The 24,683-nt window shown below is 70.1% G+C and carries 21 protein-coding genes and 1 tRNA gene; 19 read left to right on the top strand and 3 right to left on the bottom strand.

Annotation, left to right across the window (positions count from 1 at the left end; translation table 11 throughout):
- Positions 1 to 82 precede the first annotated feature (82 nt).
- The 5 genes from O1G21_RS22575 (at position 83) to O1G21_RS22595 (ending at position 4,385) form a co-directional block, all read left to right on the top strand.
- On the top strand, positions 83 to 541 hold the full coding sequence (locus tag O1G21_RS22575; RefSeq protein WP_270146431.1) for a MaoC family dehydratase N-terminal domain-containing protein: 459 nt from the start codon (positions 83 to 85) through the stop codon (positions 539 to 541).
- Positions 542 to 546: 5 nt separating this feature from the next.
- Entirely contained in the window at positions 547 to 969 is a 423-nt protein-coding gene (locus O1G21_RS22580; RefSeq protein ID WP_270146432.1) for a MaoC family dehydratase, read from the top strand.
- A gap of 149 nt (positions 970 to 1,118) precedes the next feature.
- Positions 1,119 to 1,673, top strand: a complete 555-nt coding sequence (locus tag O1G21_RS22585) for a TetR/AcrR family transcriptional regulator (protein ID WP_270151184.1) — start codon at positions 1,119 to 1,121, stop codon at positions 1,671 to 1,673.
- Between the two features lie 93 nt (positions 1,674 to 1,766).
- Positions 1,767 to 3,278 (top strand): MFS transporter, encoded by a 1,512-nt coding sequence (locus O1G21_RS22590; protein ID WP_270146433.1) that lies wholly within the window; start codon positions 1,767 to 1,769, stop codon positions 3,276 to 3,278.
- A gap of 63 nt (positions 3,279 to 3,341) precedes the next feature.
- A complete protein-coding gene (locus O1G21_RS22595) occupies positions 3,342 to 4,385 on the top strand; it encodes a UDP-N-acetylmuramate dehydrogenase (RefSeq protein WP_270146434.1) in 1,044 nt (347 codons plus the stop codon).
- Here O1G21_RS22595 and O1G21_RS22600 read toward each other — a convergent pair.
- Positions 4,375 to 5,439 carry an adenosine deaminase gene (locus O1G21_RS22600; protein ID WP_270146435.1) on the bottom strand — a complete coding sequence of 355 codons (1,065 nt, stop codon included), beginning with the start codon at positions 5,437 to 5,439 and terminating at the stop codon, positions 4,375 to 4,377. The two genes, O1G21_RS22595 and O1G21_RS22600, sit on opposite strands and share 11 nt — an antisense overlap.
- A gap of 128 nt (positions 5,440 to 5,567) precedes the next feature.
- Positions 5,568 to 6,815, bottom strand: a complete 1,248-nt coding sequence (locus tag O1G21_RS22605) for a pyridoxal phosphate-dependent aminotransferase (RefSeq protein WP_270146436.1) — start codon at positions 6,813 to 6,815, stop codon at positions 5,568 to 5,570.
- 287 nt (positions 6,816 to 7,102) lie between these two features.
- On the opposite strand from O1G21_RS22605, the gene O1G21_RS22610 reads away from it, so the two are divergent.
- From O1G21_RS22610 to O1G21_RS22670, 13 genes are all read left to right on the top strand, one after another.
- Positions 7,103 to 7,175: transfer RNA gene (locus tag O1G21_RS22610), tRNA-Trp, on the top strand.
- A 150-nt stretch (positions 7,176 to 7,325) separates the two neighbouring features.
- A complete protein-coding gene (gene secE / locus O1G21_RS22615) occupies positions 7,326 to 7,652 on the top strand; it encodes a preprotein translocase subunit SecE (protein ID WP_270146437.1) in 327 nt (108 codons plus the stop codon).
- 211 nt (positions 7,653 to 7,863) lie between these two features.
- Complete coding sequence (nusG, locus tag O1G21_RS22620) at positions 7,864 to 8,733, top strand: transcription termination/antitermination protein NusG (RefSeq protein ID WP_270146438.1); 870 nt, start codon at positions 7,864 to 7,866, stop codon at positions 8,731 to 8,733.
- A gap of 166 nt (positions 8,734 to 8,899) precedes the next feature.
- Positions 8,900 to 9,334 (top strand): 50S ribosomal protein L11, encoded by a 435-nt coding sequence (gene rplK / locus O1G21_RS22625; RefSeq protein WP_224278191.1) that lies wholly within the window; start codon positions 8,900 to 8,902, stop codon positions 9,332 to 9,334.
- Between the two features lie 80 nt (positions 9,335 to 9,414).
- A complete protein-coding gene (rplA, locus tag O1G21_RS22630) occupies positions 9,415 to 10,137 on the top strand; it encodes a 50S ribosomal protein L1 (protein WP_030290441.1) in 723 nt (240 codons plus the stop codon).
- Between the two features lie 181 nt (positions 10,138 to 10,318).
- On the top strand, positions 10,319 to 11,101 hold the full coding sequence (locus tag O1G21_RS22635; RefSeq protein WP_270146439.1) for a hypothetical protein: 783 nt from the start codon (positions 10,319 to 10,321) through the stop codon (positions 11,099 to 11,101).
- A gap of 104 nt (positions 11,102 to 11,205) precedes the next feature.
- Entirely contained in the window at positions 11,206 to 12,048 is an 843-nt protein-coding gene (locus O1G21_RS22640) for a hypothetical protein (protein ID WP_270146440.1), read from the top strand.
- A gap of 73 nt (positions 12,049 to 12,121) precedes the next feature.
- Positions 12,122 to 13,066: a LolA-like protein gene (locus O1G21_RS22645; protein ID WP_270146441.1), complete on the top strand. Its 945-nt coding sequence runs from the start codon at positions 12,122 to 12,124 to the stop codon at positions 13,064 to 13,066.
- A gap of 132 nt (positions 13,067 to 13,198) precedes the next feature.
- The gene (locus tag O1G21_RS22650; RefSeq protein WP_270146442.1) at positions 13,199 to 14,074 is read left to right on the top strand and encodes a hypothetical protein; all 876 of its coding nucleotides are present in this window, start codon (positions 13,199 to 13,201) and stop codon (positions 14,072 to 14,074) included.
- Positions 14,075 to 14,457: 383 nt separating this feature from the next.
- Positions 14,458 to 15,021 carry a 50S ribosomal protein L10 gene (gene rplJ / locus O1G21_RS22655; protein ID WP_030290437.1) on the top strand — a complete coding sequence of 188 codons (564 nt, stop codon included), beginning with the start codon at positions 14,458 to 14,460 and terminating at the stop codon, positions 15,019 to 15,021.
- A 90-nt stretch (positions 15,022 to 15,111) separates the two neighbouring features.
- Positions 15,112 to 15,498, top strand: coding sequence for a 50S ribosomal protein L7/L12 (gene rplL, locus O1G21_RS22660; protein WP_270146443.1), 387 nt, complete (start codon positions 15,112 to 15,114; stop codon positions 15,496 to 15,498).
- Positions 15,499 to 16,172: 674 nt separating this feature from the next.
- Entirely contained in the window at positions 16,173 to 19,649 is a 3,477-nt protein-coding gene (gene rpoB / locus O1G21_RS22665) for a DNA-directed RNA polymerase subunit beta (RefSeq protein ID WP_270146444.1), read from the top strand.
- Between the two features lie 98 nt (positions 19,650 to 19,747).
- Complete coding sequence (locus O1G21_RS22670) at positions 19,748 to 23,641, top strand: DNA-directed RNA polymerase subunit beta' (RefSeq protein WP_270146445.1); 3,894 nt, start codon at positions 19,748 to 19,750, stop codon at positions 23,639 to 23,641.
- Between the two features lie 70 nt (positions 23,642 to 23,711).
- Here O1G21_RS22670 and O1G21_RS22675 read toward each other — a convergent pair whose 3' ends face one another.
- Complete coding sequence (locus tag O1G21_RS22675; RefSeq protein ID WP_270146446.1) at positions 23,712 to 23,855, bottom strand: hypothetical protein; 144 nt, start codon at positions 23,853 to 23,855, stop codon at positions 23,712 to 23,714.
- Positions 23,856 to 23,966: 111 nt separating this feature from the next.
- Here O1G21_RS22675 and O1G21_RS22680 point away from each other — a divergent pair, with 111 nt between their 5' ends.
- Positions 23,967 to 24,641 (top strand): DUF4097 family beta strand repeat-containing protein, encoded by a 675-nt coding sequence (locus O1G21_RS22680; RefSeq protein WP_270146447.1) that lies wholly within the window; start codon positions 23,967 to 23,969, stop codon positions 24,639 to 24,641.
- Positions 24,642 to 24,683: the final 42 nt, after the last annotated feature.

Raw genomic sequence — 24,683 nt, forward strand, 5'->3', positions numbered from 1 at the left:
CGGCCCGGAGTCTTTTCCGCGTCCGCCCGCGTTTCCGCCCCGCGTTTCCATCCCGTTTCCACCCGCCTTCCCAGGAGCTGCCATGGCGCTCGACCCGTCCTTCATCGGGCGTAGTTACCCGCCCACCGATCCGTACGAGGTCGGCCGGGAGAAGATCCGCGAGTTCGCGATCGCGATCGGGGACGCCAATCCGGCGTACACCGACGCGGAGGCCGCGAAGGCGCTGGGCCACCGGGACGTGATCGCCCCGCCGACCTTCCCGTTCGCGATCGCCTTCCAGGCGGCCGGCCAGGTGGTCGAGGACCCGGAGCTGGGCCTGGACTACAGCCGGGTGGTGCACGGTGACCAGAAGTTCCTCTACAGCCGCCCGGTGCAGGCCGGCGACCGGCTGACGGTCGCGGTCACCATCGACAACATCAAGTCGCTGGCGGGCAACGACGTGCTCACCGTGCGTGGCGAGGTGGCGGACGAGACCGGCGAGCACGTGGTGACGGCGATCATGACGCTGGTGGCCCGGGCCGCCGACGGGGCGGGGGAGTGAGCGCGATGGCGATCAACTACGACGAGGTCGAGGTCGGCACCCAGCTGCCGGCGCAGTCCTTCCCGGTGACCCGCGCCACACTGGTGCGCTACGCGGGCGCCTCCGGCGACTTCAACCCGATCCACTGGAACGAGAAGTTCGCCCTGGAGGTCGGCCTGCCGGACGTCATCGCGCACGGCATGTTCACCATGGCCGAGGCGATCCGGGTGGTCACCGACTGGGTCGGCGACCCGGCCGCGGTGGTCGAGTACGGCGTCCGCTTCACCCGGCCGGTGCCGGTGCCGAACGACGGGGTCGGCGCGGTGATCGAGGTCTCGGCCAAGGTCGCCAAGAAGCTGGACGACCGCAAGGTGCAGATCGACCTGCTGGCCACCTCGGGCGGGCAGAAGGTGCTCGGGATGTCCAGGGCGGTCGTCCGGCTCGCCTGAGGCCCTTGGTTCTCCGGCCTGCTTTCAGGCCGTTCTCCGAGGTCAGCCGCCCCGGGAGCCCGTTCGGCGGGCTGCCGGGGCGGCTTTCGGCCTTGCGTAGCTAGTGATTGGTCACTAACTTGGCTCCCGTGGCGAAGACGAGCATGCGGATGAGTGCGGAGGAACGGCGAGAGAGCGTCGTCCGGGCCGCGATGATCGAGTTCGCCAGGAGCGGCTACCGGGGGACGTCCACCGAGGCGATCGCCCGTCGGGTGGGCGTCTCGCAGCCGTACCTGTTCCGGCTGTTCCCGAGCAAGCAGGCGATCTTCGCGGCCGCCGCCGAGCGCTGCATCGAGGAGACCTGGCGGGTCTTCGACGAGGCGTCCGTCGGGCTGACCGGGGAGGAGGCCGCCGCGGCGATGTCCGAGGCGTACCTGGGCCTGGTCGAGGACGGCGAGCAGCTCATGATGCAGATGCAGCTCTACGTCTCGGTGTTCGCCTCCCGGATGGCCGGCGAGGACGAGATCGGCGAGAGCGCCCGGCGGCTGTGGGGGGAGCTGTTCGAGCGGGTCCGGGAACGGGTCGGCGGTGATGTGCAGGGCACCACGGAGTTCTTCGCGTACGGGATGCTGATCAACGCCCTGGTGGCACTGGGCTTCCCCCGGGAGCACCGGATCTGGGACGGCTTCGGCGAACACGAGGACGGGCGCGCGGGGGACCGGTAGCGGGTCGCACGGTGCAGTCCGTGCGACCTTTTTTCGTCCCTCGAAAGTTAGTGATCAATAACTATCCGGAAAACCCTGGGGGGAAGCGAAGTCATGACCGAGATCACGACGAAACACGCGGCCGGGCTCGCGACCGAGCAACCGGGCCTCGGGCGCACCGGCGTCTGGACCCTGGTGATCACCAGCCTCGCGGGCTTCATGGCCGCCCTGGACAACCTGGTCGTCACCACCGCACTGCCGTCCATCCGCGAGGAACTCGGCGGCGGGCTGTCCGACCTGGAGTGGACGGTGAGCGCCTACACCCTGTCCTTCGCCGTGCTGCTGATGTTCGGCGCGGCGCTCGGCGACCGCTTCGGCCGCCGCCGGATGTTCCTGATCGGGCTCAGCCTCTTCACCGCCGGCTCGGCCGCGGCCGCGCTCTCGCCGGGCATCGGCGCGCTGATCGCCGCCCGCGCCGTCCAGGGCGTCGGAGCCGCGGTGTCGATGCCGCTCACCCTCACCCTGCTCACCGCCGCCATCCCGGCGGCCAAGCGCGGCATGGCCTTCGGCATCTGGGCCGGCGTCAACGGCCTCGCCATCGCCGCCGGTCCGTTGATCGGGGGCACCCTGACCGAGCACTTCTCCTGGCAGTGGATCTTCTGGGTGAACGTCCCGGTCGGCGTCGCCCTGGTACCGCTGGCCGCCCTGCGGCTGCGCGAGAGCCACGGCGCCGCCCCGGCCCTGGACGCGGTCGGCACGGTGCTGGTGAGCCTCGGCCTGTTCGGCGTCGTGCTCGGCCTGATCCGCGGCAATCCGGACGGCTGGACCAGCCCGCTGGTGCTGGCCGCGCTGGCCGGCGGCCTGGTGCTGCTGATCGCCTTCGTGCGGTACGAGCAGCGCGGCGCCAGGCACCCGATGCTGCCGATGCGGCTGTTCCGCAACCGGTCCTTCGCCGCCGTCAACGCCTCCGGCCTGCTGATGTTCCTCGGGATGTTCGGCTCGATCTTCCTGATCAGCCAGCACCTGCAGACCGTGGGCGGCTACACCCCGCAGGAGGCCGGCATCCGGATGCTCCCGTGGACCGGGGTGGGGCTGGTCGTCGCACCGGTCGCCGGCATCCTGGCCGACCGCTTCGGCGGCCGCCCGATCGTGCTCGTCGGACTGACGCTGCAGGGCGTCGGCCTGGCGCTGTACGCGGCGATCAACGGCGGGCTCGGGCACTACGAGTACGCCCCGGCGGTGCCCGCCGTGGTGATGTGCGGCGTCGGCATGGCGATGTACTTCGCACCGACCGCCGCCATGGTGATGGACAGCGTCCGACCGGAGGAGCAGGGCATCGCCTCCGGGGCCAACAACGCACTGCGCGAGGTCGGCGGCGCGCTCGGGGTGGCCGTGCTGTCGGCGGTGTTCTCGGCGCGCGGCGGCGACGGCTCGCCGGGGACCTTCGTCGACGCGATGGTGCCCGCGCTGTACGTCGGCGCCGGGATCGTGCTGGCGGGCGGGGTCTGTGCGCTGCTGCTGCCCCGCCGGGCGAAGGCGTCGGGGCCGAAGGCGTCGGGGGCGGCGCTGGCCGAGCGGGCCGCGACGAGCGAGCGGGCCGTCCCGGCCGAGGCCTCGAAGGCCTGAGCGGTCGGCGCGGCCCACCGGGGGCGGCCGAACGGCCGTCCCCGTCCCCGTACGCTGGTGGGCGTGCTGGTAGAAAACGACGCCCCCCTCGCCCCGCTGACCACGCTCCGGCTCGGCGGCCCGGCCCGCCGCCTGGTGACCGCCCACACCGACGACGAGGTGATCGCCGCCGTCCGCGAGGCCGACGCGGCGGGCGAGCCGCTGCTGGTCCTCGGCGGCGGCTCCAACCTGGTGATCGGCGACGCCGGCTTCCCCGGCACGGTGCTGCGGATCGCCACCACCGGCTTCGCCCTGGACGGCACCGTGCTGGAGCTGGCGGCCGGCGAGGTGTGGTCGGAGGCGGTCACCCGCACGGTGCGCGAGCACGGCCTGGCCGGGATCGAGTTCCTGGCCGGCATCCCCGGCTCGGCCGGTGCGACCCCGGTGCAGAACGTCGGCGCGTACGGCCAGGAAGTGGCCCAGACCGTCACCGAGGTGGTCGCGTACGACCGCGCGGCGGGCGAGGTGGTCACCCTGGGCAACGCCGAGTGCGCCTTCTCCTACCGGCACAGCCGCTTCAAGGCCGAGCCGGACCGCTACGTGGTGCTGCGGGTGCGGTTCGCCCTGGCGGACCACGCGGGGCTCTCCACCCCGGTCAAGTACGCCGAGGTGGCCAGGCACTTCGGCGTCGAGCAGGGCGAGCGGGTGCCGCTGGTCGAGGCGTACGACGCGGTGCTGGGGCTGCGGGCCGGCAAGGGCATGGTGCTGGACCCGGCGGACCACGACACCTGGTCGGCCGGCTCCTTCTTCACCAACCCGGTGCTCACGGCGGCCCAGTACGAGTCCTTCCGCACCCGCCCGGGCACCGAGAACGCCCCCGCCTACCCGGCCCCGGAGGGCTGCACCAAGACCTCGGCGGCCTGGCTGATCGACCGGGCGGGCTTCGGCAAGGGCTACGGCGACGGCCCGGCGACGCTCTCCACCAAGCACACCCTGGCGCTCACCAACCGCGGCGCGGCCACCGCCGAGGACCTGCTGGCCCTGGCCCGGGAGATCCGGGACGGGGTCCGCGAGGCCTTCGGGGTGGAGCTGGTGAACGAGCCGGTGATGGTGGGCGTCAAGCTGTAGGGCCCTCCGCCCCCGCAGGGGCGTGCCCGTCCACCAGCCAGGCGTCGATGTCCCCCAGCAGTTCCTTGCGCACGGCCTCCGGCGCGCACGAGCCGCGCACCGACTGACGTGCCAGTTCGGCGAGTTCGGCGTCGCTGAAGCCCAGGACGTCCCGGGTCAGGTCGTACTGGGCGGCCAGCCGGCTGCCGAACAGCAGCGGGTCGTCCGCGCCGAGCGCCAGCGGCACCCCGGCGTCGAACAGCCGGCGCAGCGGCACCTCCTCGGGGTGCTCGTAGACGCCGAGCGAGACGTTGGAGGACGGGCAGACCTCGCAGGTGATCTGGCGGTCCGCCAGCCGGGCCATCAGCCGCGGATCCTCGGCGGCCCGCACGCCGTGGCCGATCCGGCCGGCGCCCAGGTCGTCCAGGCAGTCCCGGACGGACTCCGGGCCGGCCAGCTCGCCACCGTGCGGGGCGGCCAGCAGCCCGCCCTTGCGGGCGATCTCGAAGGCCCGGTCGAAGTCCCGGGCCAGGCCCCGGCGCTCGTCGTTGGAGAGGCCGAAGCCGACCACGCCGTGGTCGGCGTAGCGGACGGCCAGCCGGGCCAGCGTCCGGGCGTCCATCGGGGACCTCATCCGGTTGGCCGCGACCAGCACCCGGATGCCCACGCCGGTGGCCGCGGCGGCGTGCTCCACCGCGTCCAGGATCAGCTCCAGGGCGGGGATCAGCCCGCCCAGCCGGGGCGCGTAGGAGGTCGGGTCGACCTGGATCTCCAGCCAGCGGGAGCCGTCCCGCTTCTCGTCCTCGGCCGTCTCCAGGACCAGCCGGCGGATGTCCGACTCGTCCCGGAGCACCGAGCGGGCGGTGTCGTACAGGCGCTGGAAGCGGAACCAGCCGCGTTCGTCCGTGGCCCGCAGTTTGGGCGGCTCGCCGGAGCTGAGGGCCTCCGGCAGCCGGACGCCGTGCTTGTCGGCCAGCTCCAGCAGGGTGGCGGGCCGCATCGAGCCGGTGAAGTGCAGGTGCAGGTGGGCCTTCGGGAGGCCCCTGACGTCTCGCGGGTTCAACAGGCGTTCCATTTTCCGATACTGCCGTATGCGGCCCCCAAACGGGAACCGCCCTCTTTCCATCCCCCGAAGGGGTGAAAGAGGGCGGTCTGCCGGGTGAATCCGGTATGTCGGATTGACGTCGGGAGGCCGGCGCGAGGTCAGTCGCGGGCCTCGCCGAGCAGCTTCTGGACCCGGCTGATGCCCTCGACCAGGTCGGCGTCGCCGAGCGCGTAGGAGAGCCGCAGGTAGCCCGGGGTGCCGAAGGCCTCGCCCGGGACGACCGCGACCTCGGCCTCGTCCAGGATCAGCGCGGCCAGCTCGCCGGAGGTCTGCGGGCGCTGGCCGCGGATCTCCTTGCCCAGCAGGGCCTTGACCGACGGGTACACGTAGAACGCGCCCTCGGGCTCGGGGCAGACGACGCCCTCGATCTCGTTGAGCATCCGCACGATGGTCCGGCGACGGCGGTCGAAGGCGGTGCGCATCTCGTGCACCGCGGAGAGGTCGCCCGCGACGGCGGCCAGCGCGGCGCGCTGGGCGACGTTGGAGACGTTCGAGGTGGCGTGCGACTGGAGGTTGGTCGCGGCCTTGATCACGTCCTTGGGGCCGATCACCCAGCCCACCCGCCAGCCGGTCATCGCGTAGGTCTTGGCGACGCCGTTGACCACGATGCACTTGTCGGCCAGCTCGGGCAGCAGGGCCGGCAGCGAGGTGAAGCCCGCGTCGCCGTAGACCAGGTGCTCGTAGATCTCGTCGGTGAGCACCCACAGGCCGTGCTCCAGCGCCCAGCGGCCGATCGCCTCGGCCTCGGCCTCGGTGTACACCGCGCCGGTCGGGTTGGACGGCGAGACGAACAGCACCACCTTGGTGTTCTCGGTGCGGGCGGCCTCCAGCTGCTCGACCGAGACCTTGTAGCCGGTGGTCTCGTCGGACACGACCTCCACCGGGACGCCGCCGGCCAGCTGGATCGACTCCGGGTAGGTGGTCCAGTACGGGGCCGGGACGATGACCTCGTCGCCCGGGTCCAGGATCGCCGCGAAGGCCTCGTAGATCGCCTGCTTGCCGCCGTTGGTGACCAGCACCTGGGAGGCGTCCACCTTGTAGCCGGAGTCGCGCAGCGTCTTGGCGGCGATCGCGGCCTTCAGCTCGGGCAGGCCACCCGCCGGGGTGTAACGGTGGTTCTTCGGGTCGCGGCAGGCCTCGACGGCCGCCTCGACGATGTAGTCCGGCGTGGGGAAGTCGGGCTCGCCGGCACCGAAGCCGATCACCGGACGGCCGGCCGCCTTGAGGGCCTTGGCCTTGGCGTCCACGGCGAGGGTCGCGGACTCGGCGATCGCGCCGATCCGGGCGGAGACCCGGCGGTCGGCGGGGCGGATGGACTGGTCGGGCTGAGGGGTGGAAGCGCTCATGCCTGCATCGTCGCAGAACCGGGACGGACCGGTCATCGCGGTTCCATCATCCGTACGGTCCAGTCCGCATCGCGGCCCCCGTCGATCCGCCGGTGACCGCCGCGCCCGGCCGGACATCTGCCGGGCGTCCGGCGGCCCCGGAAGAAGAGGTTCGACCAAACAGCCTCCGACCACGTACACTCGCTCCTCGACGGCCCACCGAAAAAGACCGGAGCTTTCACCGCCTGTACAGACAGCGGGGGGAGATGCGGTAGGTTGGTCGCCACGCAGGAGTCGCGAGGCTCCGTAGGGCAATAGCTCAATTGGTAGAGCACCGGTCTCCAAAACCGGCGGTTGGGGGTTCGAGTCCCTCTTGCCCTGCTGCTTGATCCGTATTCAGCCCGTTCGCTCCACAGAGCGAGCGGGCTTGATGCGGAGAGGGCACCGATCAGCACCGCTTAAGCCGACCGCTCGTGCCTGAAACGGGTACGCAGGCGATGTTCGGCCGGACCCGGATTCAGGTGAGGACGAGTGACGGAGACCACGGGCTCCACCGCAACGCCTGAGAGCGGCAACCCCGAGGGGACCGACGGCGCCGCCGAGACCACGGCTGTCGAGGGCGACAAGAAGTCCGGCAAGCAGAAGAAGTCCGGCAAGCGGGCCAAGAAGGGCCTGTTCGCGCGGATGGGCCTGTTCTACCGCCAGATCATCGCCGAGCTGCGCAAGGTCGTCTGGCCCACCCGGAGTGAGCTCACCAACTACACCGCCGTCGTGGTGACCTTCGTCGTGGTCGTGATGGCCTTCGTCGCGGGCCTGGACTACGGCTTCTCCAAGCTGAGCCTCTTCGTCTTCGGCTGATCGAGCGCCCCACCCCCGAAAACCACCTCCCGACCCGGGCCGAAATCCTCGGCCCGGGTCGAGCTGTCGGCGGCGGACGTACGCGCGCGTACCGTGGACTCGGTACTGTTGAAGTCTCCGAGACCTCTCCTGGCGCCCGCGCGAGCGGCCGCGCGCCGGGCCGGTTCCGGAGCGCGCCACCTTCACCATCTCCAGGAAAGAAGCAGCCACCGTGTCTGAGTCCCCCCTGTACGACGCCGACGAGACCGTCCGCGAGGCGGATGTCGCCGCCGAGCTGGACGCGGCCGAGCTGGCTGACGACACCGAGCCCGCCGAGCAGATCGTCGACGCCGCGGACAGCGACGAGGACGAGGTCGAGGCGTACGACGAGGCCGAGGCCGGCGAGCCCGCCGAGGAGTCCGCTCTGCACGTGGAGGACGCCGAGGAGCTCGCCGACGAGGAGTCCGTCGAGGAGCCGGTCGAGGCCGAGGCCGAGGTCGACCCGGTCGCCAAGTTCCGCGAGGACCTGCGCTTCATGCCGGGCGAGTGGTACGTGATCCACACCTACGCCGGCTACGAGAACCGGGTGAAGCAGAACCTCGAGCAGCGCGCCGTCTCGCTGAACGTCGAGGAGTACATCTTCCAGGCCGAGGTGCCGCAGGAGGAGGTCGTCCAGATCAAGAACGGCGACCGCAAGACCATCCGCCAGAACAAGCTCCCCGGCTACGTCCTGGTGCGCATGGACCTCACCCCGGAGTCCTGGGGCGTCGTGCGCAACACCCCCGGTGTCACCGGCTTCGTCGGCAACGCCTACGACCCGTACCCGCTGACCCTGGACGAGGTCGTCAAGATGCTCGCCCCGGACGTCGAGCGCCAGGCCGCCAAGGAGGCCGGCAAGCCCTCGCCGGTCAAGCCGACCGAGATCCAGGTGCTGGACTTCGAGGTCGGCGACTCGGTCACCGTCACCGACGGCCCGTTCGCGACCCTGCAGGCGACCATCAACGAGATCAACCCCGACTCGAAGAAGGTCAAGGGCCTGGTCGAGATCTTCGGCCGGGAGACCCCGGTGGAGCTCTCCTTCGACCAGATCCAGAAGAACTAGTCATACGGTCTTCGGATCCGGGGCGGGGCCGAGGGGCCCCGCCCCGGATCCGTTTTGGTCCAGCGGCGCGGACGCGTTAGCCTGGTCCGATGTGTGTGCTGGCGACCGGGTGTCGCCCCGGTTCCGCACGCACCAGCAATCACCTCTCGGAAGGACCCGGAGAGACATGCCTCCCAAGAAGAAGAAGGTCACGGGGCTTATCAAGCTCCAGATCAACGCCGGTGCGGCCAACCCGGCGCCGCCGGTCGGCCCCGCGCTGGGCCAGCACGGCGTCAACATCATGGAGTTCTGCAAGGCCTACAACGCTGCGACCGAGTCGCAGCGCGGCATGATCGTGCCGGTGGAGATCACGGTCTACGAGGACCGTTCCTTCACCTTCATCACGAAGACGCCGCCGGCCGCGCGCCTCATCCTGAAGGCCGCCGGTATCGAGAAGGGCTCCAGCGAGCCGCACAAGACCAAGGTCGCCAAGCTCACCAGCGCCCAGGTCCGCGAGATCGCCACCACCAAGATGCCCGACCTGAACGCCAACGACCTGGACGCGGCGGAGAAGATCATCGCCGGCACCGCCCGGTCGATGGGCATCACGGTCGAGGGCTGATCCCCTTCTCGTTCCCCCCGTGGTAGGGCCTGCGCAGGCCCGTTGACTACCACAACTCCAATCACCATTCAGGAGCAGCAGTGAAGCGCAGCAAGGCTCTGAAGGCCGCGGACGCCAAGGTCGACCGCGAGCGCCTCTACGCCCCCCTCGAGGCCGTCCGCCTCGCCAAGGCGACCAGCACCACCAAGTTCGACGGCACCGTTGAGGTCGCCATGCGTCTGGGCGTCGACCCGCGCAAGGCCGACCAGATGGTCCGCAGCACCGTGATCCTCCCGCACGGCACCGGTAAGACCGCTCGGGTCCTGGTCTTCGCGACCGGCGAGCGTGCCGAGGCCGCGCGTGCTGCGGGTGCCGACATCGTCGGTGCCGACGAGCTGATCGACGAGGTCGCGAAGGGCAAGCTGGACTTCGACGCCGTCGTCGCCACCCCGGACCTCATGGGCAAGGTCGGCCGCCTGGGCCGCGTGCTCGGTCCCCGTGGTCTGATGCCGAACCCGAAGACCGGCACCGTGACCCCGGACGTCGCCAAGGCTGTCAACGACATCAAGGGCGGCAAGATCGAGTTCCGCGTCGACAAGCACTCGAACCTGCACTTCATCATCGGTAAGGCCTCCTTCACCGACGAGCAGCTGGTCGAGAACTACGCCGCCGCGCTGGACGAGGTGCTCCGCGCCAAGCCGTCCGCCGCCAAGGGCCGCTACATCAAGAAGACCGCGTTCTCGACCACCATGGGCCCCGGCATCCAGGTGGACCCGAACCGCACCCGCAACCTCCTCGTCGAGGAGGACCCGGCCGCGGTCTGAGCCCCAGCGCTCTAGAGCAGTCCGTACGGCGGGCCCGCCCCCCCTTCACCGGGGGTGCGGGCCCGCCGTCGTCGCGTTTCCGGGGACCCCGGGGACGAGGGCGGATGGGAACGGGTGACCGAGCCGTCGTACGCTCTGCCGGTCAGATCATGTGGAGAACCCGTGACCGCCGGAGTGTGCCGTGCCGCCCGCCCCTCGCCCCGCCGCGCTCGCGGCGGCCCTGCTGCTGCTCGGCGCCACCACCGGGTGCAGCGTGCTGGCCGCCCCCGACGCCCGCGTCCCCGGTGACCCGGCGCCGGTGCCGCCCAAGCAGGTGGTGCTCACCGCCGCCCAGGGGCTGGACGACACCGGCGGCGCCCGGATCGACGTGGTGCGGGAGGGCCCGGACGGCCGGCGCACCGCGAGCGGCACGCTGGTCTGGGGGGACCGGGACGAGGCCGCGCTGACCGTCACCGACGAACTGGGCACCGGGCAGCTGACCCTCCACGACGGCGCGATCGACCTCGCCTACCAGGACGGGGCGGCCAAGCACGCGGACCGCACCACCGCGGAGTCGCTCGACCCGGAGGCCGGGCCCGACCCGGCCGGCTACGCGGGCGGCTGGATGACCACGCTGGTCACCGACCCGGGCAGCCGGGCGTACGCGATGGCCCAGGCGAACCGGCTCGGCTCGCTCGGCGGCGAGCAGCTGGCCGGGGCGACCGTCGCGCACTACCAGGGCGCCGCCCCGGTGGCCGACTACTTCGGCGCGGACGGGGAGTTGAGCCCCCAGCGGCTCGCCGTGGTGGTCGACTGGTACCGGCAGCGCGGGGTCGCGCAGATCGGCTACGACGTCTGGGTCGGGCCCGGGCGGCAGCTGTTGAGGCTGCGTGAGACCGCCCGGGGGAGCGCCGGAACCACGGTGACCACGACGGACGTCTCCTCGGCCGGGCCGGGCGACGCGTCACCCACCGCGGCCGGATGACGGGAGGGGGATATCCGGTGCGGATCGGTCCTGCCGATCCGTTAGAGTCCGCGTGAGAAGAAGCTGAGCATCGGCTCTTCCGATGAACCTACGGGGGTACTTCCATGCGTGCCGTGCGTCTCGCCGCCACCGTCGTGACCGCCACCGTCCTGCTGGCCGGCGCCACCGCCTGCGGCAGCAAGGGGGGCGGCGACAGCAAGGCGGCCGCTGACACCAAGGACGCCGGGTCGGTCCCGGCCGGGCTGACCGCGGACCCCAAGGCCGCGCTCACCGCCGCCGCCCTGGTGATGCAGAAGGCCGGGAGCGGCAAGGTCGCCATGATCTCCCCGGACCCCACCAGCCCGGGCGGCAGCGGCACCGTCGACTGGAAGGACCCGGGCAAGGTCTCCCTGGACGTCTCCAGCGACATGGAAGGCAAGAAGCTCAAGATCCGGGTGATCGGGACGGACGCCTACGTCGGCGGCGACGACACCACGGCCACGGCGGCCCTGCAGGGGAAGCACTGGGTGAAGGTGCCCGCCTCGGAGGAGATGGGCGGTGCGTTCGTGGTGATGGGTCAGATGACGAACCCGGTCGCCCAGCTCACCATCGCGGCCGCGAGCGGCAAGCTGAGCAAGGTCGGCCAGGAGAGCGTGGACGGCGTCCAGACCACCCACCTGCGGGCGGTCGAGGAGACCGCCACCCTGGTGGCCGGGATGACCGCGCTCACGCCGGAGCAGCGCCAGTCCGTCCAGAAGACGCTGGAGGAGGACGGGAAGACCCTCACCATCGACTTCTGGCTGAACGACAAGCAGGAGCTCGTCAAGTACCAGGAGTACGGCGACACCAACGGCGAGTCGAAGGCCGTCACCGTCAAGTACTCCGACCTCGGCCAGGGCGGCAAGGTCGAGGCGCCCGCCGCCGGCGACCTCGGCTCCCAGGCCGACCTGCTCAAGCTGTTCGGCTGATCCGACCCGCACCACCACCGGCTACCGCCTCCGGGCGCACCGCGCGCCCGGGGGTTCTCAAGGGGGGAACACCATGGCTGGAACCCGCAAGACCGCCGTCGCCGTCGTCCTCGCCGCCCTGGCGCTGACCGCGACCGCCTGCAACGACAACAGTGCCTCCGACGGCAAGAACGCCGCCCCGGCCGCGCCGACCACCGCCGCTGCCGCCACGACCGCCCCGGCGAACCCGCCGGTCAAGGTGAGCCCGGCGGTCTTCCTGGAGCAGGTCACCAAGAAGACCGACGCGGCCAAGTCGGCCAAGGTCACCGAGTCGATCACGATGGGCAGCGTCACCATGAAGGCCGACGGTGCCATGGCCTGGGGCGGCGGTCTCCAGGGCGACATGACGATGGACATGTCCGGCACGCCGGGTGCCGAGAAGATGACCGACGCCATCGGCGGCACGGCCTTCGTGTACCGGTTCACCCCGGACGGCATGTACATGAAGCTCGGCGGCCAGGCCCTGCAGGCGTCCGACGGGCGGCACTGGGTGCACATCGGCTACGGCGACGTGGCCAAGCTGCAGGGCGGCGCCGGAGCCGGTGGTGCGAGCAGCGCCGACCAGTTCAAGAAGGCCGACCCCGTGGAGGGGGTGCGGACCCTGATCGCCTCCGGCACCGTGACCGAGGTCGGGAAGGAGACGGTGAACGGCAAGCCGGCCACCCACTACACCGGCGTGCTGAACGTGGCCGGCATGGCGAAGGCCAACGGTGGCCTGACCCCCGAGCAGTTCGACCGGATGAAGCAGTCGCTGGCCACCCTGGGCATCTCCAGCGAGACCATCGACGTCTGGGTGGACGCCGACCAGCTCGTGGTGAAGCGGACCGAGCAGGCCGACACCAAGGCCGGCGCGATGAAGGTCACCGTCACCTACTCGGACTACGGCACCCCGGTCAACACGACCGCGCCGGACCAGGGCGACACGATCGAGATCACCGAGCTGGCGAAGCTCGGCAAGAGCGCCGCGTCCGACAGCTGACCCCGCTCCCCGCTCCGGGCCCGACTCGTCCGACCGGTGGACGGACCGGGGCCGGCTCGGCCCGACCAGGGGGCCGCCACCGGCGGATCCGGGTCCGGGTGGCAAGGTGGCCCGGTGAGAGAGGAACGGACGATGGCGGGACGGCAGCGGCTGGCGGCACTGGCCGTCGTCGCCGCGCTCGCGAGCGGCCTGACCGGCTGCGGCGGGGGCGACGCGCCCGCCGCGCCCTCCGCCGGGGCGAGCGCGAGCAGTGCCTCCCCGACCAGCGCCACCCCGACCGGGCCGGCCAAGCCGACCGACCGGTCGCCGCACGGGGTGCTGCTCTCCGCCGAGCTGGCCATGCAGACCGCCCGCCGGGCCAAGGTCAGTTACCGGCTGGGGTCGGACGCCGGGTCCGGTCCGCTGTTCTGGGCGCCCAAGACGGCGCTGCAGATCAAGCGCTCCACCCCGGGGGACGCCGAGCAGCTGATCGTCGTGGACACCGTCGCCTACCAGGGCGGCGACGCCGCCACCGCGTCCGGGCACGGCGGCAAGCACTGGGAGCGGTTCACCGTCCCGCCCGGCCCGGACGGCCACAAGGAGATCCCGTACGCGGGGTTGATCGACCTGCTGAACCCGGTCGAGGCGCTGACCGCGGCCACCGCCGACGGCGCGGACGCGAGCTTCGTCGGCGAGGAGAAGTACGAGGACTCGACCGTCGAGCACTACCGGGTGACCACCACCGCCGAGAAGTACGCGGCCGCCCAGACCGGGCTGACCCAGGCCCGCCGGGACGGCCTGCGGGCGGCGCTGGCCCCCGGCGGCTCGCTCTCGCTCACCCTGGACCTCTGGCTGAACGACAAGGACCAGCTGGTCCGGCTCCAGCGCACCGGCAACGGGGACGGCGGCCGGGCGGACGACACGGTGCTCTACTCCGACCTCGCCGGCCCGCTGCTCTCGGCCCAGGCCCCGGCCGAGACGGACACCGTGGACACCGGCGTCCGGACCGTCTCCCCACTGGCCCGCTGAGCCGCTGGCCCGCTGGCCCGCCGAGCCGCTCCGGGCCCGCCCCGGTTCACCCGTCCGAGGGCGATTTGCCTCGTGCGGTCGGGTCCGGTTACTGTTGCCGAAGCCAAAGACCGCTGGTTGTCGCCTCGCGCCCGTCAGGGAGCGGGTGGCCGAAGGATCTGCGCTCCGTCGCAGGCAGCCCGCGCAGGTGTGTCTGGAGCTTCGACTTCCGGGTTCCGCGTCCGCGCGGCCGCCCGTCGAGGTCGTTCCGAGCCCCGTGCGCCTGCGCACCGGGGCTCATTGCATTTCGCAAGGGCTTTCCTTCCGTCCGGTCGGTTCGAGGCGTGAATGGTCGACTTTCGCGGTCGGCCGGACTTCGACATCACGGAAGGAGGCGTAAGCCTATGGCCAGGCCCGACAAGGCTGCTGCCGTCGCCGAGATCACGGACAAGTTCCGTGGCTCCTCCGCGGCGCTGCTCACCGAGTACCGCGGTCTCTCGGTGAAGCAGGTCAAGACCCTGCGTCGCTCGCTCGGCGACAACGCCGAGTACGCCGTGGTGAAGAACACGCTGACCAAGATCGCGGCCAATGAGGCCGGGATCTCCGAGCTCGACGACCTGTTCAACGGTCCGACGGCTGTCGCCTTCGTCACCGGTGACCCGGTGGAGTCGGCGAAGGCTCTGCGTGACTTCGCCAAGGAGAACCCCGCTCTCATCATCAAGGGCGGTGTCCTTGACGGCAAGGCGCTGTCCGCCGATGAGATCAAGAAGCTCGCGGACCTCGAGTCCCGCGAGGTGCTGCTCGCCAAGCTGGCGGGTGCCCTGAAGGCCAAGCAGTCCCAGGCTGCCGCGCTCTTCCAGGCCCTGCCGTCGAAGCTCGTCCGCACCGTGGACGCGCTGCGCGACAAGGTCGAGCAGGGCGGTGCCGGTACGCCGGCTCCCGCCGCCGAGGACGAGGCCGCGGAGTAATTCCGCAGGCTCACGCCTCGCTGCGGGCCCGTACGCCCGCCAACCCGTACATCCGGCACCACCTGCCGATTTAGTGGAAGGACGCCAATCATGGCGAAGCTGTCCCAGGACGAGCTGCTCGCGCAGTTCGAGGAGCTCACCCTCATCGAGCTCGCTGCCTTCGTGAAGGCCTTCGAGGAGAAGTTCGACGTCACCGCCGCCGCCCCGGTCGCCGTTGCCGCCGTTGGTGGCGCCACCGGTGGCACCGAGGCCGCTGTCGAGGAGCAGGACGAGTTCGACGTCATCCTCGAGTCGGCCGGCGACAAGAAGATCCAGGTCATCAAGGAGGTGCGCACCCTGACCTCCCTCGGCCTGAAGGAGGCCAAGGACCTCGTTGACACCGCTGGTGCCAAGGTCCTGGAGAAGGTTGCCAAGGACGTTGCCGAGAAGGCCAAGGCTGCCCTCGAGGGCGCCGGCGCCAAGGTCACCGTCAAGTGACTTCTCGCCCCCTCTGAGGGGGCCTGAGGCCGGGCCGATCACCCTTACGGGTGGTCGGCCCGGTCTTTTTGCGTTCCCGGCGGGAGGCCGGCCGAGCGTCCGAGAACCACCGGTGTGGCCGATCGCGCACTCGGCACTGTCGGCGACGAGGAGTATGGTGATCACCATCGTCGACGGTGGCCCCGACCACGGCTTCTGTAACGCCGGAGGGGTTCGGGCCGATAGACGGGTCGAGGTCCGCGCCGCCGGCGGGCCCTTGACGAACCTGGCGAGGCGCGCGATTCTCAAGGCGCGAGTCCGCCCGGTTGGTTCGCCGCTGGATGCATAACCAGTGGCTCCGGCGGGAAATGACTCCACGTGAGTTAGAGCAGTACCCGGTGGGCGCCCGCGCCCCCGGCTACCGGGAGGAGTCTCCGATTCGGTCTCCGAATCAGAGCTGGACAGCAGTGTGGCCTTTGGCTACACTGTCCCTTTGCGCTGCCTGTTAGCTGCTCCGTGACTCGTCGCCCGGAGTTTGCGTTGCCCTGATGGGGCCTGGCACTGCCTCCGCAAAGCGGCTCTGACCTGGGATTTCGACCCCGGCAGAGGCCAGTGGCGAGGGAGGCGGCACCAGCCCGACCAGGCCCGGCTGGTACGCGCGTAGTGAGCTCCGAGCCCTCGGAAGGACCCCCCTCTTGGCCGCGCCGCGCAACGCCTCGAACAATTCCGCCGCATCCACCGCCCCGCTCCGCGTCTCCTTCGCGAAGATCAAGGAGCCCCTCGAGGTCCCGAACCTCCTGGCCCTGCAGACCGAGAGCTTTGACTGGCTGCTCGGCAACGCGGCCTGGAAGTCCCGGGTCGAGCAGGCGCTGGAGTCCGGTCAGGACGTCCCCACCAAGTCCGGTCTGGAGGAGATCTTCGAGGAGATCTCGCCGATCGAGGACTTCAGCGGGTCGATGTCCCTGACCTTCCGCGACCACCGTTTCGAGCCGCCGAAGAACTCCATTGACGAGTGCAAGGACCGCGACTTCACGTACGCGGCTCCGCTCTTCGTCACGGCCGAGTTCACCAACAACGAGACCGGTGAGATCAAGTCTCAGACGGTCTTCATGGGCGACTTCCCGCTCATGACCCACAAGGGCACGTTCGTGATCAACGGCACCGAGCGTGTCGTCGTGTCGCAGCTGGTCCGCTCCCCGGGTGTGTACTTCGACTCCACCCTGGACAAGGTGTCCGACAAGGACATCTACTCCTGCAAGGTCATCCCCTCGCGTGGTGCCTGGCTGGAGATGGAGATCGACAAGCGCGACATGGTCGGCGTCCGCATCGACCGCAAGCGCAAGCAGTCCGTCACCGTGCTGCTGAAGGCTCTCGGCTGGACCAACGAGATGATTCTCGAGGAGTTCGGCGAGTACGAGTCGATGCGCAACACCCTGGAGAAGGACCACACCCAGGGCCAGGACGACGCGCTGCTGGACATCTACCGCAAGCTGCGTCCGGGCGAGCCGCCGACGCGCGAGGCCGCGCAGACGCTGCTGGAGAACCTGTACTTCAACCCGAAGCGCTACGACCTGGCCAAGGTCGGTCGCTACAAGCTCAACCGCAAGCTGGGCAACGCCGAGTCGCTGGACTCCGGCGTGCTCACCGAGCCCGACATCATCGGTGCGATCAAGTACCTGGTGAAGCTGCACGCCGGTGAGACCGAGTGGCGCGACGAGACCGGCCGCGACATCGTGGTCGAGGTCGACGACATCGACCACTTCGGCAACCGCCGCCTGCGCAACGTCGGCGAGCTCATCCAGAACCAGGTCCGTACGGGTCTCGCCCGCATGGAGCGCGTCGTGCGCGAGCGCATGACCACCCAGGACGTCGAGGCGATCACGCCGCAGACCCTGATCAACATCCGGCCGGTCGTCGCCTCCATCAAGGAGTTCTTCGGCACCAGCCAGCTGTCGCAGTTCATGGACCAGACGAACCCGCTGTCGGGCCTGACCCACAAGCGCCGTCTGTCCGCCCTCGGCCCCGGCGGTCTCTCCCGTGAGCGCGCCGGCTTCGAGGTCCGTGACGTGCACCCCTCGCACTACGGCCGCATGTGTCCGATCGAGACCCCGGAAGGCCCGAACATCGGTCTGATCGGGTCGCTGGCCTCGTACGGCCGGGTCAACGCCTTCGGCTTCATCGAGACCCCGTACCGCAAGGTCGTCGACGGTGTCGTCACCGAGAAGGTGGACTACCTCACCGCCGACGAGGAGGACCGCTACGTCATCGCCCAGGCGAACGCCCCGCTGACCGCGGACCTGCACTTCGCCGAGCCGCGCGTCCTGGTCCGCCGCCGTGGTGGCGAGATCGACTACATCCCCGGCACCGAGATCGACTACATGGACGTCTCGCCGCGCCAGATGGTGTCGGTCGCGACCGCCATGATCCCGTTCCTCGAGCACGACGACGCCAACCGCGCGCTCATGGGCTCGAACATGATGCGCCAGGCGGTGCCGCTGCTGAAGAGCGAGGCCCCGCTGGTCGGCACCGGCATGGAGTACCGCTGCGCCGTCGACGCCGCCGACGTCATCACCGCCGAGAAGGCCGGTGTGGTGCAGGAGGTCTCGGCCGACTACGTCACCGTGGCCAACGACGACGGCACGTACACCACGTACCGCGCCGCCAAGTTCACCCGCTCCAACCAGGGCACCGCCTTCAACCAGAAGGTGCTCGTGGACGAGGGCGCCCGGGTCGAGGTCAACCAGGTGCTGGCCGACGGTCCGTGCACCGACGAGGGCGAGATGGCCCTCGGCAAGAACCTGCTCGTGGCGTTCATGTCGTGGGAGGGTCACAACTACGAGGACGCGATCATCCTGTCGCAGCGCCTCGTGCAGGACGACGTCCTCTCCTCGATCCACATCGAGGAGCACGAGGTCGACGCCCGTGACACCAAGCTCGGCCCCGAGGAGATCACCCGGGACATCCCGAACGTCTCCGAGGAGGTCCTCGCCGACCTCGACGAGCGCGGCATCATCCGGATCGGCGCCGACGTCGTCACCGGTGACATCCTCGTCGGCAAGGTCACCCCGAAGGGCGAGACCGAGCTGACCCCCGAGGAGCGCCTGCTCCGCGCGATCTTCGGTGAGAAGGCCCGTGAGGTCCGTGACACCTCGCTGAAGGTCCCGCACGGTGAGTCCGGCAAGGTCATCGGCGTCCGCGTGTTCGACCGCGAGGAGGGCGACGAGCTTCCCCCGGGTGTGAACCAGCTGGTCCGCGTCTACGTGGCCCAGAAGCGCAAGATCACCAACGGTGACAAGCTCGCCGGCCGCCACGGCAACAAGGGTGTCATCTCCAAGATCCTCCCGGTCGAGGACATGCCCTTCCTCGAGGACGGCACCCCGGTCGACATCATCCTCAACCCGCTGGGTGTCCCGTCCCGAATGAACCCGGGACAGGTCCTGGAGATCCACCTCGGGTGGCTCGCCAAGCAGGGCTGGGACGTCTCCGGTCTCGCCGACGAGTGGGCCCAGCGCCTGCAGGCGATCGGCGCCGACCAGGTCGCCGGTGGCACCAACCTCGCCACCCCGGTCTTCGACGGCGCCCGCGAGGACGAGATCACCGGCCTGCTGGACAACACCACCCTCACCCGTGACGGTGAGCGCCTGGTGAACTCCACCGGCAAGGCCCGCCTGTTCGACGGCCGCTCCGGCGAGCCGTTCCCGATGCCGGTCTCGGTCGGCTACATGTACATCCTCAAGCTGCACCACCTGGTCGACGACAAGCTGCACGCCCGTTCGACCGGTCCGTACTCGATGATCACCCAGCAGCCGCTCGGTGGTAAGGCGCAGTTCGGTGGTCAGCGCTTCGGTGAGATGGAGGTGTGGGCCCTCGAGGCGTACGGCGCCGCGTACGCCCTGCAGGAGCTGCTCACCATCAAGTCCGACGACGTGCTCGGCCGCGTGAAGGTCTACGAGGCCATCGTCAAGGGCGAGAACATCCCCGAGCCCGGCATTCCCGAGTCCTTCAAGGTTCTCATCAAGGAAATGCAGTCGCTCTGCCTCAACGTGGAGGTGCTGTCCTCGGACGGCCAGTCCATCGAGATGCGGGACTCCGACGAGGACGTCTTCCGCGCCGCCGAGGAGCTCGGCATCGACCTGTCCCGGCGCGAGCCGAGCAGCGTCGAAGAGGTCTGACGGAGGCCGGGCCGGCTGCCCGCGCAGCCGGCCCCGCCCCCAGGCCCCCCTCAGACCACAGACAAACTCTCGAATCACGAAAGAGGGCTTGACGACCAGTGCTTGACGTCAACTTCTTCGACGAGCTCCGCATCGGCCTGGCCACCGCCGACGACATCCGCCAGTGGTCGCACGGCGAGGTCAAGAAGCCGGAGACCATCAACTACCGCACCCTGAAGCCCGAAAAGGACGGCCTCTTCTGCGAGAAGATCTTCGGCCCGACCCGGGACTGGGAGTGCTACTGCGGTAAGTACAAGCGCGTCCGCTTCAAGGGCATCATCTGCGAGCGCTGCGGCGTCGAGGTGACCCGCGCCAAGGTGCGCCGTGAGCGGATGGGCCACATCGAGCTGGCCGCCCCGGTCACCCACATCTGGTACTTCAAGGGTGTGCCGTCCCGCCTCGGCTACCTGCTCGACCTGGCGCCGAAGGACCTCGAGAAGGTCATCTACTTCGCCGCCTACATGATCACCTGGGTCGACGACGAGCGCCGCCAGCGCGACCTGCCGTCCCTGGAGGCGCACGTCTCGGTCGAGCGCCAGCAGATCGAGAACCGCCGCGACGCCGACCTCGAGGCCCGCGCCAAGAAGGCCGAGACCGACCTGGCCGAGCTGGAGGCCGAGGGCGCCAAGGCCGACGTGCGCCGCAAGGTGCGCGAGGGCGCCGAGCGCGAGATGAAGCAGCTGCGCGACCGCGCGCAGCGCGAGCTCGACCGCCTCGACGAGGTGTGGGCCCGCTTCAAGAACCTCAAGGTCCAGGACCTCGAGGGCGACGAGCTGCTCTACCGCGAGCTGCGCGACCGCTTCGGCACCTACTTCTCCGGCTCGATGGGCGCGGCGGCCCTCAAGGACCGCCTCGAGACCTTCGACCTGGCGGAGGAGGCCGAGCGCCTCCGCGAGATCATCCGCACCGGCAAGGGCCAGAAGAAGACCCGTGCGCTGAAGCGCCTCAAGGTCGTCTCCGCGTTCCTGCAGACCAGCAACAAGCCGAACGGCATGGTCCTGGACTGCGTCCCGGTCATCCCGCCGGACCTGCGTCCGATGGTGCAGCTGGACGGTGGCCGCTTCGCGACCTCCGACCTGAACGACCTGTACCGCCGCGTCATCAACCGCAACAACCGCCTGAAGCGCCTGCTCGACCTCGGTGCCCCCGAGATCATCGTGAACAACGAGAAGCGCATGCTCCAGGAGGCCGTCGACGCGCTGTTCGACAACGGCCGCCGCGGTCGTCCGGTCACCGGTCCGGGCAACCGGCCGCTGAAGTCCCTCAGCGACATGCTGAAGGGCAAGCAGGGTCGTTTCCGCCAGAACCTGCTCGGCAAGCGAGTCGACTACTCGGCCCGTTCGGTCATCGTCGTCGGCCCGCAGCTCAAGCTGCACCAGTGCGGTCTGCCGAAGGCCATGGCGCTCGAGCTGTTCAAGCCGTTCGTGATGAAGCGCCTGGTCGACCTGAACCACGCGCAGAACATCAAGTCGGCCAAGCGCATGGTCGAGCGTGCCCGCCCGGTCGTGTGGGACGTGCTCGAAGAGGTCATCGCCGAGCACCCGGTCCTGCTGAACCGTGCGCCCACCCTGCACCGCCTCGGCATCCAGGCCTTCGAGCCGCAGCTGGTCGAGGGCAAGGCCATCCAGATCCACCCGCTCGTCTGCACCGCGTTCAACGCGGACTTCGACGGTGACCAGATGGCCGTCCACCTGCCGCTCTCCGCGGAGGCGCAGGCCGAGGCCCGCATCCTGATGCTGTCCTCGAACAACATCCTGAAGCCGGCCGACGGTCGCCCCGTCACCATGCCGACCCAGGACATGGTGCTCGGTCTGTTCTTCCTGACCTCGGACCGCGAGAACGTGAAGGGCGCCGGCCGCACCTTCTCGTCGACCGCCGAGGCGATCATGGCCTTCGACGCCCGCGAGCTGGACGTCCAGGCCCCGATCGAGCTGCGCCTCGGCGCCGGCACCGTCCCGCCGCGCGGCTGGACCCCGCCGGTGGACGAGGACGGCCAGACCAGCTGGTTCGACGGCGAGCCCTTCCGCCTGACCACCACCCTGGGCCGCGCGCTCTTCAACGAGCTGCTGCCCGAGGACTACCCGTTCGTCGACTACGAGGTGGGCAAGAAGCAGCTCTCCGCGATCGTCAACGACCTGGCGGAGCGCTACCCCAAGGTCACCGTGGCGGCGACCCTGGACAACCTGAAGGCGGCCGGCTTCCACTGGTCGACCCGTTCCGGTGTCACCGTCTCGATCTCGGACGTCATCGTCCCGCCGAGCAAGCCCCAGATCCTGGAGGGCTTCGAGGCGAAGGCGGAGAAGGTCCAGAAGCAGTACGAGCGCGGTCTGATCACCAACGACGAGCGCAAGCAGGAGCTCGTCGGCATCTGGACCCAGGCGACCAACGAGGTCGCGGACGCCATGGCCGCGAACTTCCCGAAGACGAACCCCATCTTCATGATGGTCGACTCGGGTGCTCGTGGAAACATGATGCAGATGCGTCAGATCGCCGGTATGCGTGGTCTGGTGTCGAACGCCAAGAACGAGACCATCCCGCGACCCATCAAGGCGTCGTTCCGTGAGGGTCTGTCCGTGCTGGAGTACTTCATCTCCACCCACGGTGCCCGTAAGGGTCTGGCCGACACCGCCCTCCGTACCGCCGACTCCGGTTACCTCACCCGTCGTCTGGTCGACGTCTCCCAGGACGTCATCATTCGCGAGGAGGACTGCGGCACCGAGCGCGGCCTGAAGCTCGCGATCGGCTCCGTGGGCGCCGACGGCGTGCTGCGCAAGGCCGACGACGTCGAGACCAGCGTGTACGCCCGCATGCTCGCCGAGGACATCACCGTCGACGGCAAGCTGCTGGCCACCGCCAACACCGACCTCGGTGACGTGCTGATCGACGAGCTGATCCGCCACGGCGTCAGCGAGGTCAAGACCCGCTCGATCCTGACCTGTGAGTCGGCCGTCGGCACCTGCGCCATGTGCTACGGGCGCTCGCTGGCCACCGGCAAGCTGGTCGACATCGGTGAGGCGGTCGGCATCATCGCCGCCCAGTCCATCGGTGAGCCCGGTACCCAGCTGACCATGCGTACCTTCCACACCGGTGGTGTGGCCGGTGACGACATCACCCAGGGTCTGCCGCGTGTCGTCGAGCTCTTCGAGGCCCGTACCCCCAAGGGCGTGGCCCCGATCTCGGAGGCCGCCGGTCGCGTCCGCATCGAGGACACCGAGAAGACCCGCAAGCTGGTCGTCACGCCGGACGACGGCAGCGACGAGATCGCCTACCCGGTCTCGAAGCGCGTCAAGCTGCTGGTCAGCGAGGGCGAGGCGGTCGAGGTCGGCCAGAAGCTGACCATGGGTGCCACCAACCCGCACGACGTGCTGCGGATCATGGGCCAGCGTGCCGTCCAGGTCCACCTGGTCGCCGAGGTCCAGAAGGTCTACAACTCGCAGGGTGTGTCGATCCACGACAAGCACATCGAGATCATCATCCGGCAGATGCTCCGCCGCGTGACGATCATCGAGTCGGGCGACGCCGAGCTGCTCCCGGGCGAGCTCGTCGAGCGCGGCCGCTTCGAGCAGGAGAACCGTCGTGTGGTCGCCGAGGGCGGTCACCCCGCCTCCGGCCGTCCGCAGCTGATGGGTATCACCAAGGCCTCGCTGGCCACCGAGTCCTGGCTGTCGGCCGCCTCCTTCCAGGAGACGACCCGGGTCCTCACCGACGCGGCGATCCACGCCAAGTCGGACCCGCTGCTGGGCCTCAAGGAGAACGTCATCCTCGGTAAGCTCATCCCGGCCGGTACGGGTCTGCCCCGCTACCGCAACATCCGGGTCGAGCCGACCGAGGAGGCCAAGGCCGCGATGTACTCGGCCGTCGGCTACGACGACTACGACCTGTCGCCCTTCGGCGCCGGCTCCGGCCAGGCGGTTCCGCTGGACGACTACGACTACGGCCCGTACACCGGCTGAGTCGCGCGTCACTGATCGCAGGGCGGTCACCCCTCACGGGGTGGCCGCCCTGCGGCGTTTGCGGCCGTGCCTACCGGGCGGCCGCCGCCGCGCGCCGGTCCTCCAGGCGGCGGATCCGGGTGTGGGTGTCCGGGTGGCTGGAGAGCAGGCGCTGGCCCAGGCCCGGGCGGACGGCCCGGCCGCCGTTCTCCCGCGCGGCGAAATTGCCCGCCATCCCCCTCGCGGGGGAGCCGTGGGAACCGCTCCGGGGAGGGAGGTGCGACGTGGGGTGGGCGCGGGAGGGTTCTCGGTGTCGGGATGACGGGGCTTGCGAAGGGGGCCGGACATGAAGCGGGTGCTGGGCGCGGTGGCGATCACGGCGGGGGTGCTGGTCGGGATGTCGGGCTGTCTGCCGATCGGGGACGACCAGGAGCACCGGACGGTCGGCTACGGCGTGGCCGAGCAGGTCAAGGAACTGGTGGTCGAGGGGCAGAACGGCGGTGTGGTGGTGATCGGCGGCGGCGACGGTGTGCACGTGGTCGAGGACCAGAACTACAAGGGGGATCCGCCGAAGAGCACCCACGAGGTGAAGGACGGCGTGCTCCGGCTGACGTACGACTGCGACTCCTGCGGGATCGGGTACACCGTCAACGTGCCGGCCGGGACCAAGGTGCGGGTCAAGGAGACGAACGGCGGCATCAAGCTGTCCGGGCTGGCCGCCGACGCCGAGGCCGACGTGGAGAACGGCGGGGTCGAGGCCAGTGGGCTGACCTCCCCGCAGGTGCGGCTGACCGCCGTGAACGGGGGTGTGCAGGCCGACTTCGCCGGCGCGCCGTCGAAGCTGGAGGCGACGACCTCGAACGGTGGGGTGAGGCTGAAGGTGCCGTCCGGGGAGGCGTACACGGTGGACGCGCAGGCCACGACGGGCGGGACCGACGTGAGCATCCCCTCGCAGCCGGGCGCGGCGCACAGCATCACCGCGCGGGCGAAGACCGGCGGTGTGACGGTCAGCGGTGCCTGACCGGGCGGTGCCGGAGGTTCTGCCGGTAGGGCATGATCTTCT

Source organism: Kitasatospora cathayae (assembly GCF_027627435.1).
In the GTDB taxonomy this organism is placed as follows: domain Bacteria; phylum Actinomycetota; class Actinomycetes; order Streptomycetales; family Streptomycetaceae; genus Kitasatospora; species Kitasatospora cathayae.

Coding starts and splice junctions, on each gene's coding strand:
- O1G21_RS22575 (WP_270146431.1), top strand. CDS start 83: ATGGCGCTCGACCCGTCCTTCATCGGGCGTAGTTACCCGCCCACCGAT.
- O1G21_RS22580 (WP_270146432.1), top strand. CDS start 547: ATGGCGATCAACTACGACGAGGTCGAGGTCGGCACCCAGCTGCCGGCG.
- O1G21_RS22585 (WP_270151184.1), top strand. CDS start 1,119: ATGAGTGCGGAGGAACGGCGAGAGAGCGTCGTCCGGGCCGCGATGATC.
- O1G21_RS22590 (WP_270146433.1), top strand. CDS start 1,767: ATGACCGAGATCACGACGAAACACGCGGCCGGGCTCGCGACCGAGCAA.
- O1G21_RS22600 (WP_270146435.1), bottom strand. CDS start 5,439: ATGGAACGCCTGTTGAACCCGCGAGACGTCAGGGGCCTCCCGAAGGCC.
- O1G21_RS22605 (WP_270146436.1), bottom strand. CDS start 6,815: ATGAGCGCTTCCACCCCTCAGCCCGACCAGTCCATCCGCCCCGCCGAC.
- rplK (WP_224278191.1), top strand. CDS start 8,900: ATGCCTCCCAAGAAGAAGAAGGTCACGGGGCTTATCAAGCTCCAGATC.
- O1G21_RS22640 (WP_270146440.1), top strand. CDS start 11,206: ATGCGTGCCGTGCGTCTCGCCGCCACCGTCGTGACCGCCACCGTCCTG.
- O1G21_RS22645 (WP_270146441.1), top strand. CDS start 12,122: ATGGCTGGAACCCGCAAGACCGCCGTCGCCGTCGTCCTCGCCGCCCTG.
- O1G21_RS22650 (WP_270146442.1), top strand. CDS start 13,199: ATGGCGGGACGGCAGCGGCTGGCGGCACTGGCCGTCGTCGCCGCGCTC.
- rplJ (WP_030290437.1), top strand. CDS start 14,458: ATGGCCAGGCCCGACAAGGCTGCTGCCGTCGCCGAGATCACGGACAAG.
- rplL (WP_270146443.1), top strand. CDS start 15,112: ATGGCGAAGCTGTCCCAGGACGAGCTGCTCGCGCAGTTCGAGGAGCTC.
- O1G21_RS22675 (WP_270146446.1), bottom strand. CDS start 23,855: ATGGCGGGCAATTTCGCCGCGCGGGAGAACGGCGGCCGGGCCGTCCGC.
- O1G21_RS22680 (WP_270146447.1), top strand. CDS start 23,967: ATGAAGCGGGTGCTGGGCGCGGTGGCGATCACGGCGGGGGTGCTGGTC.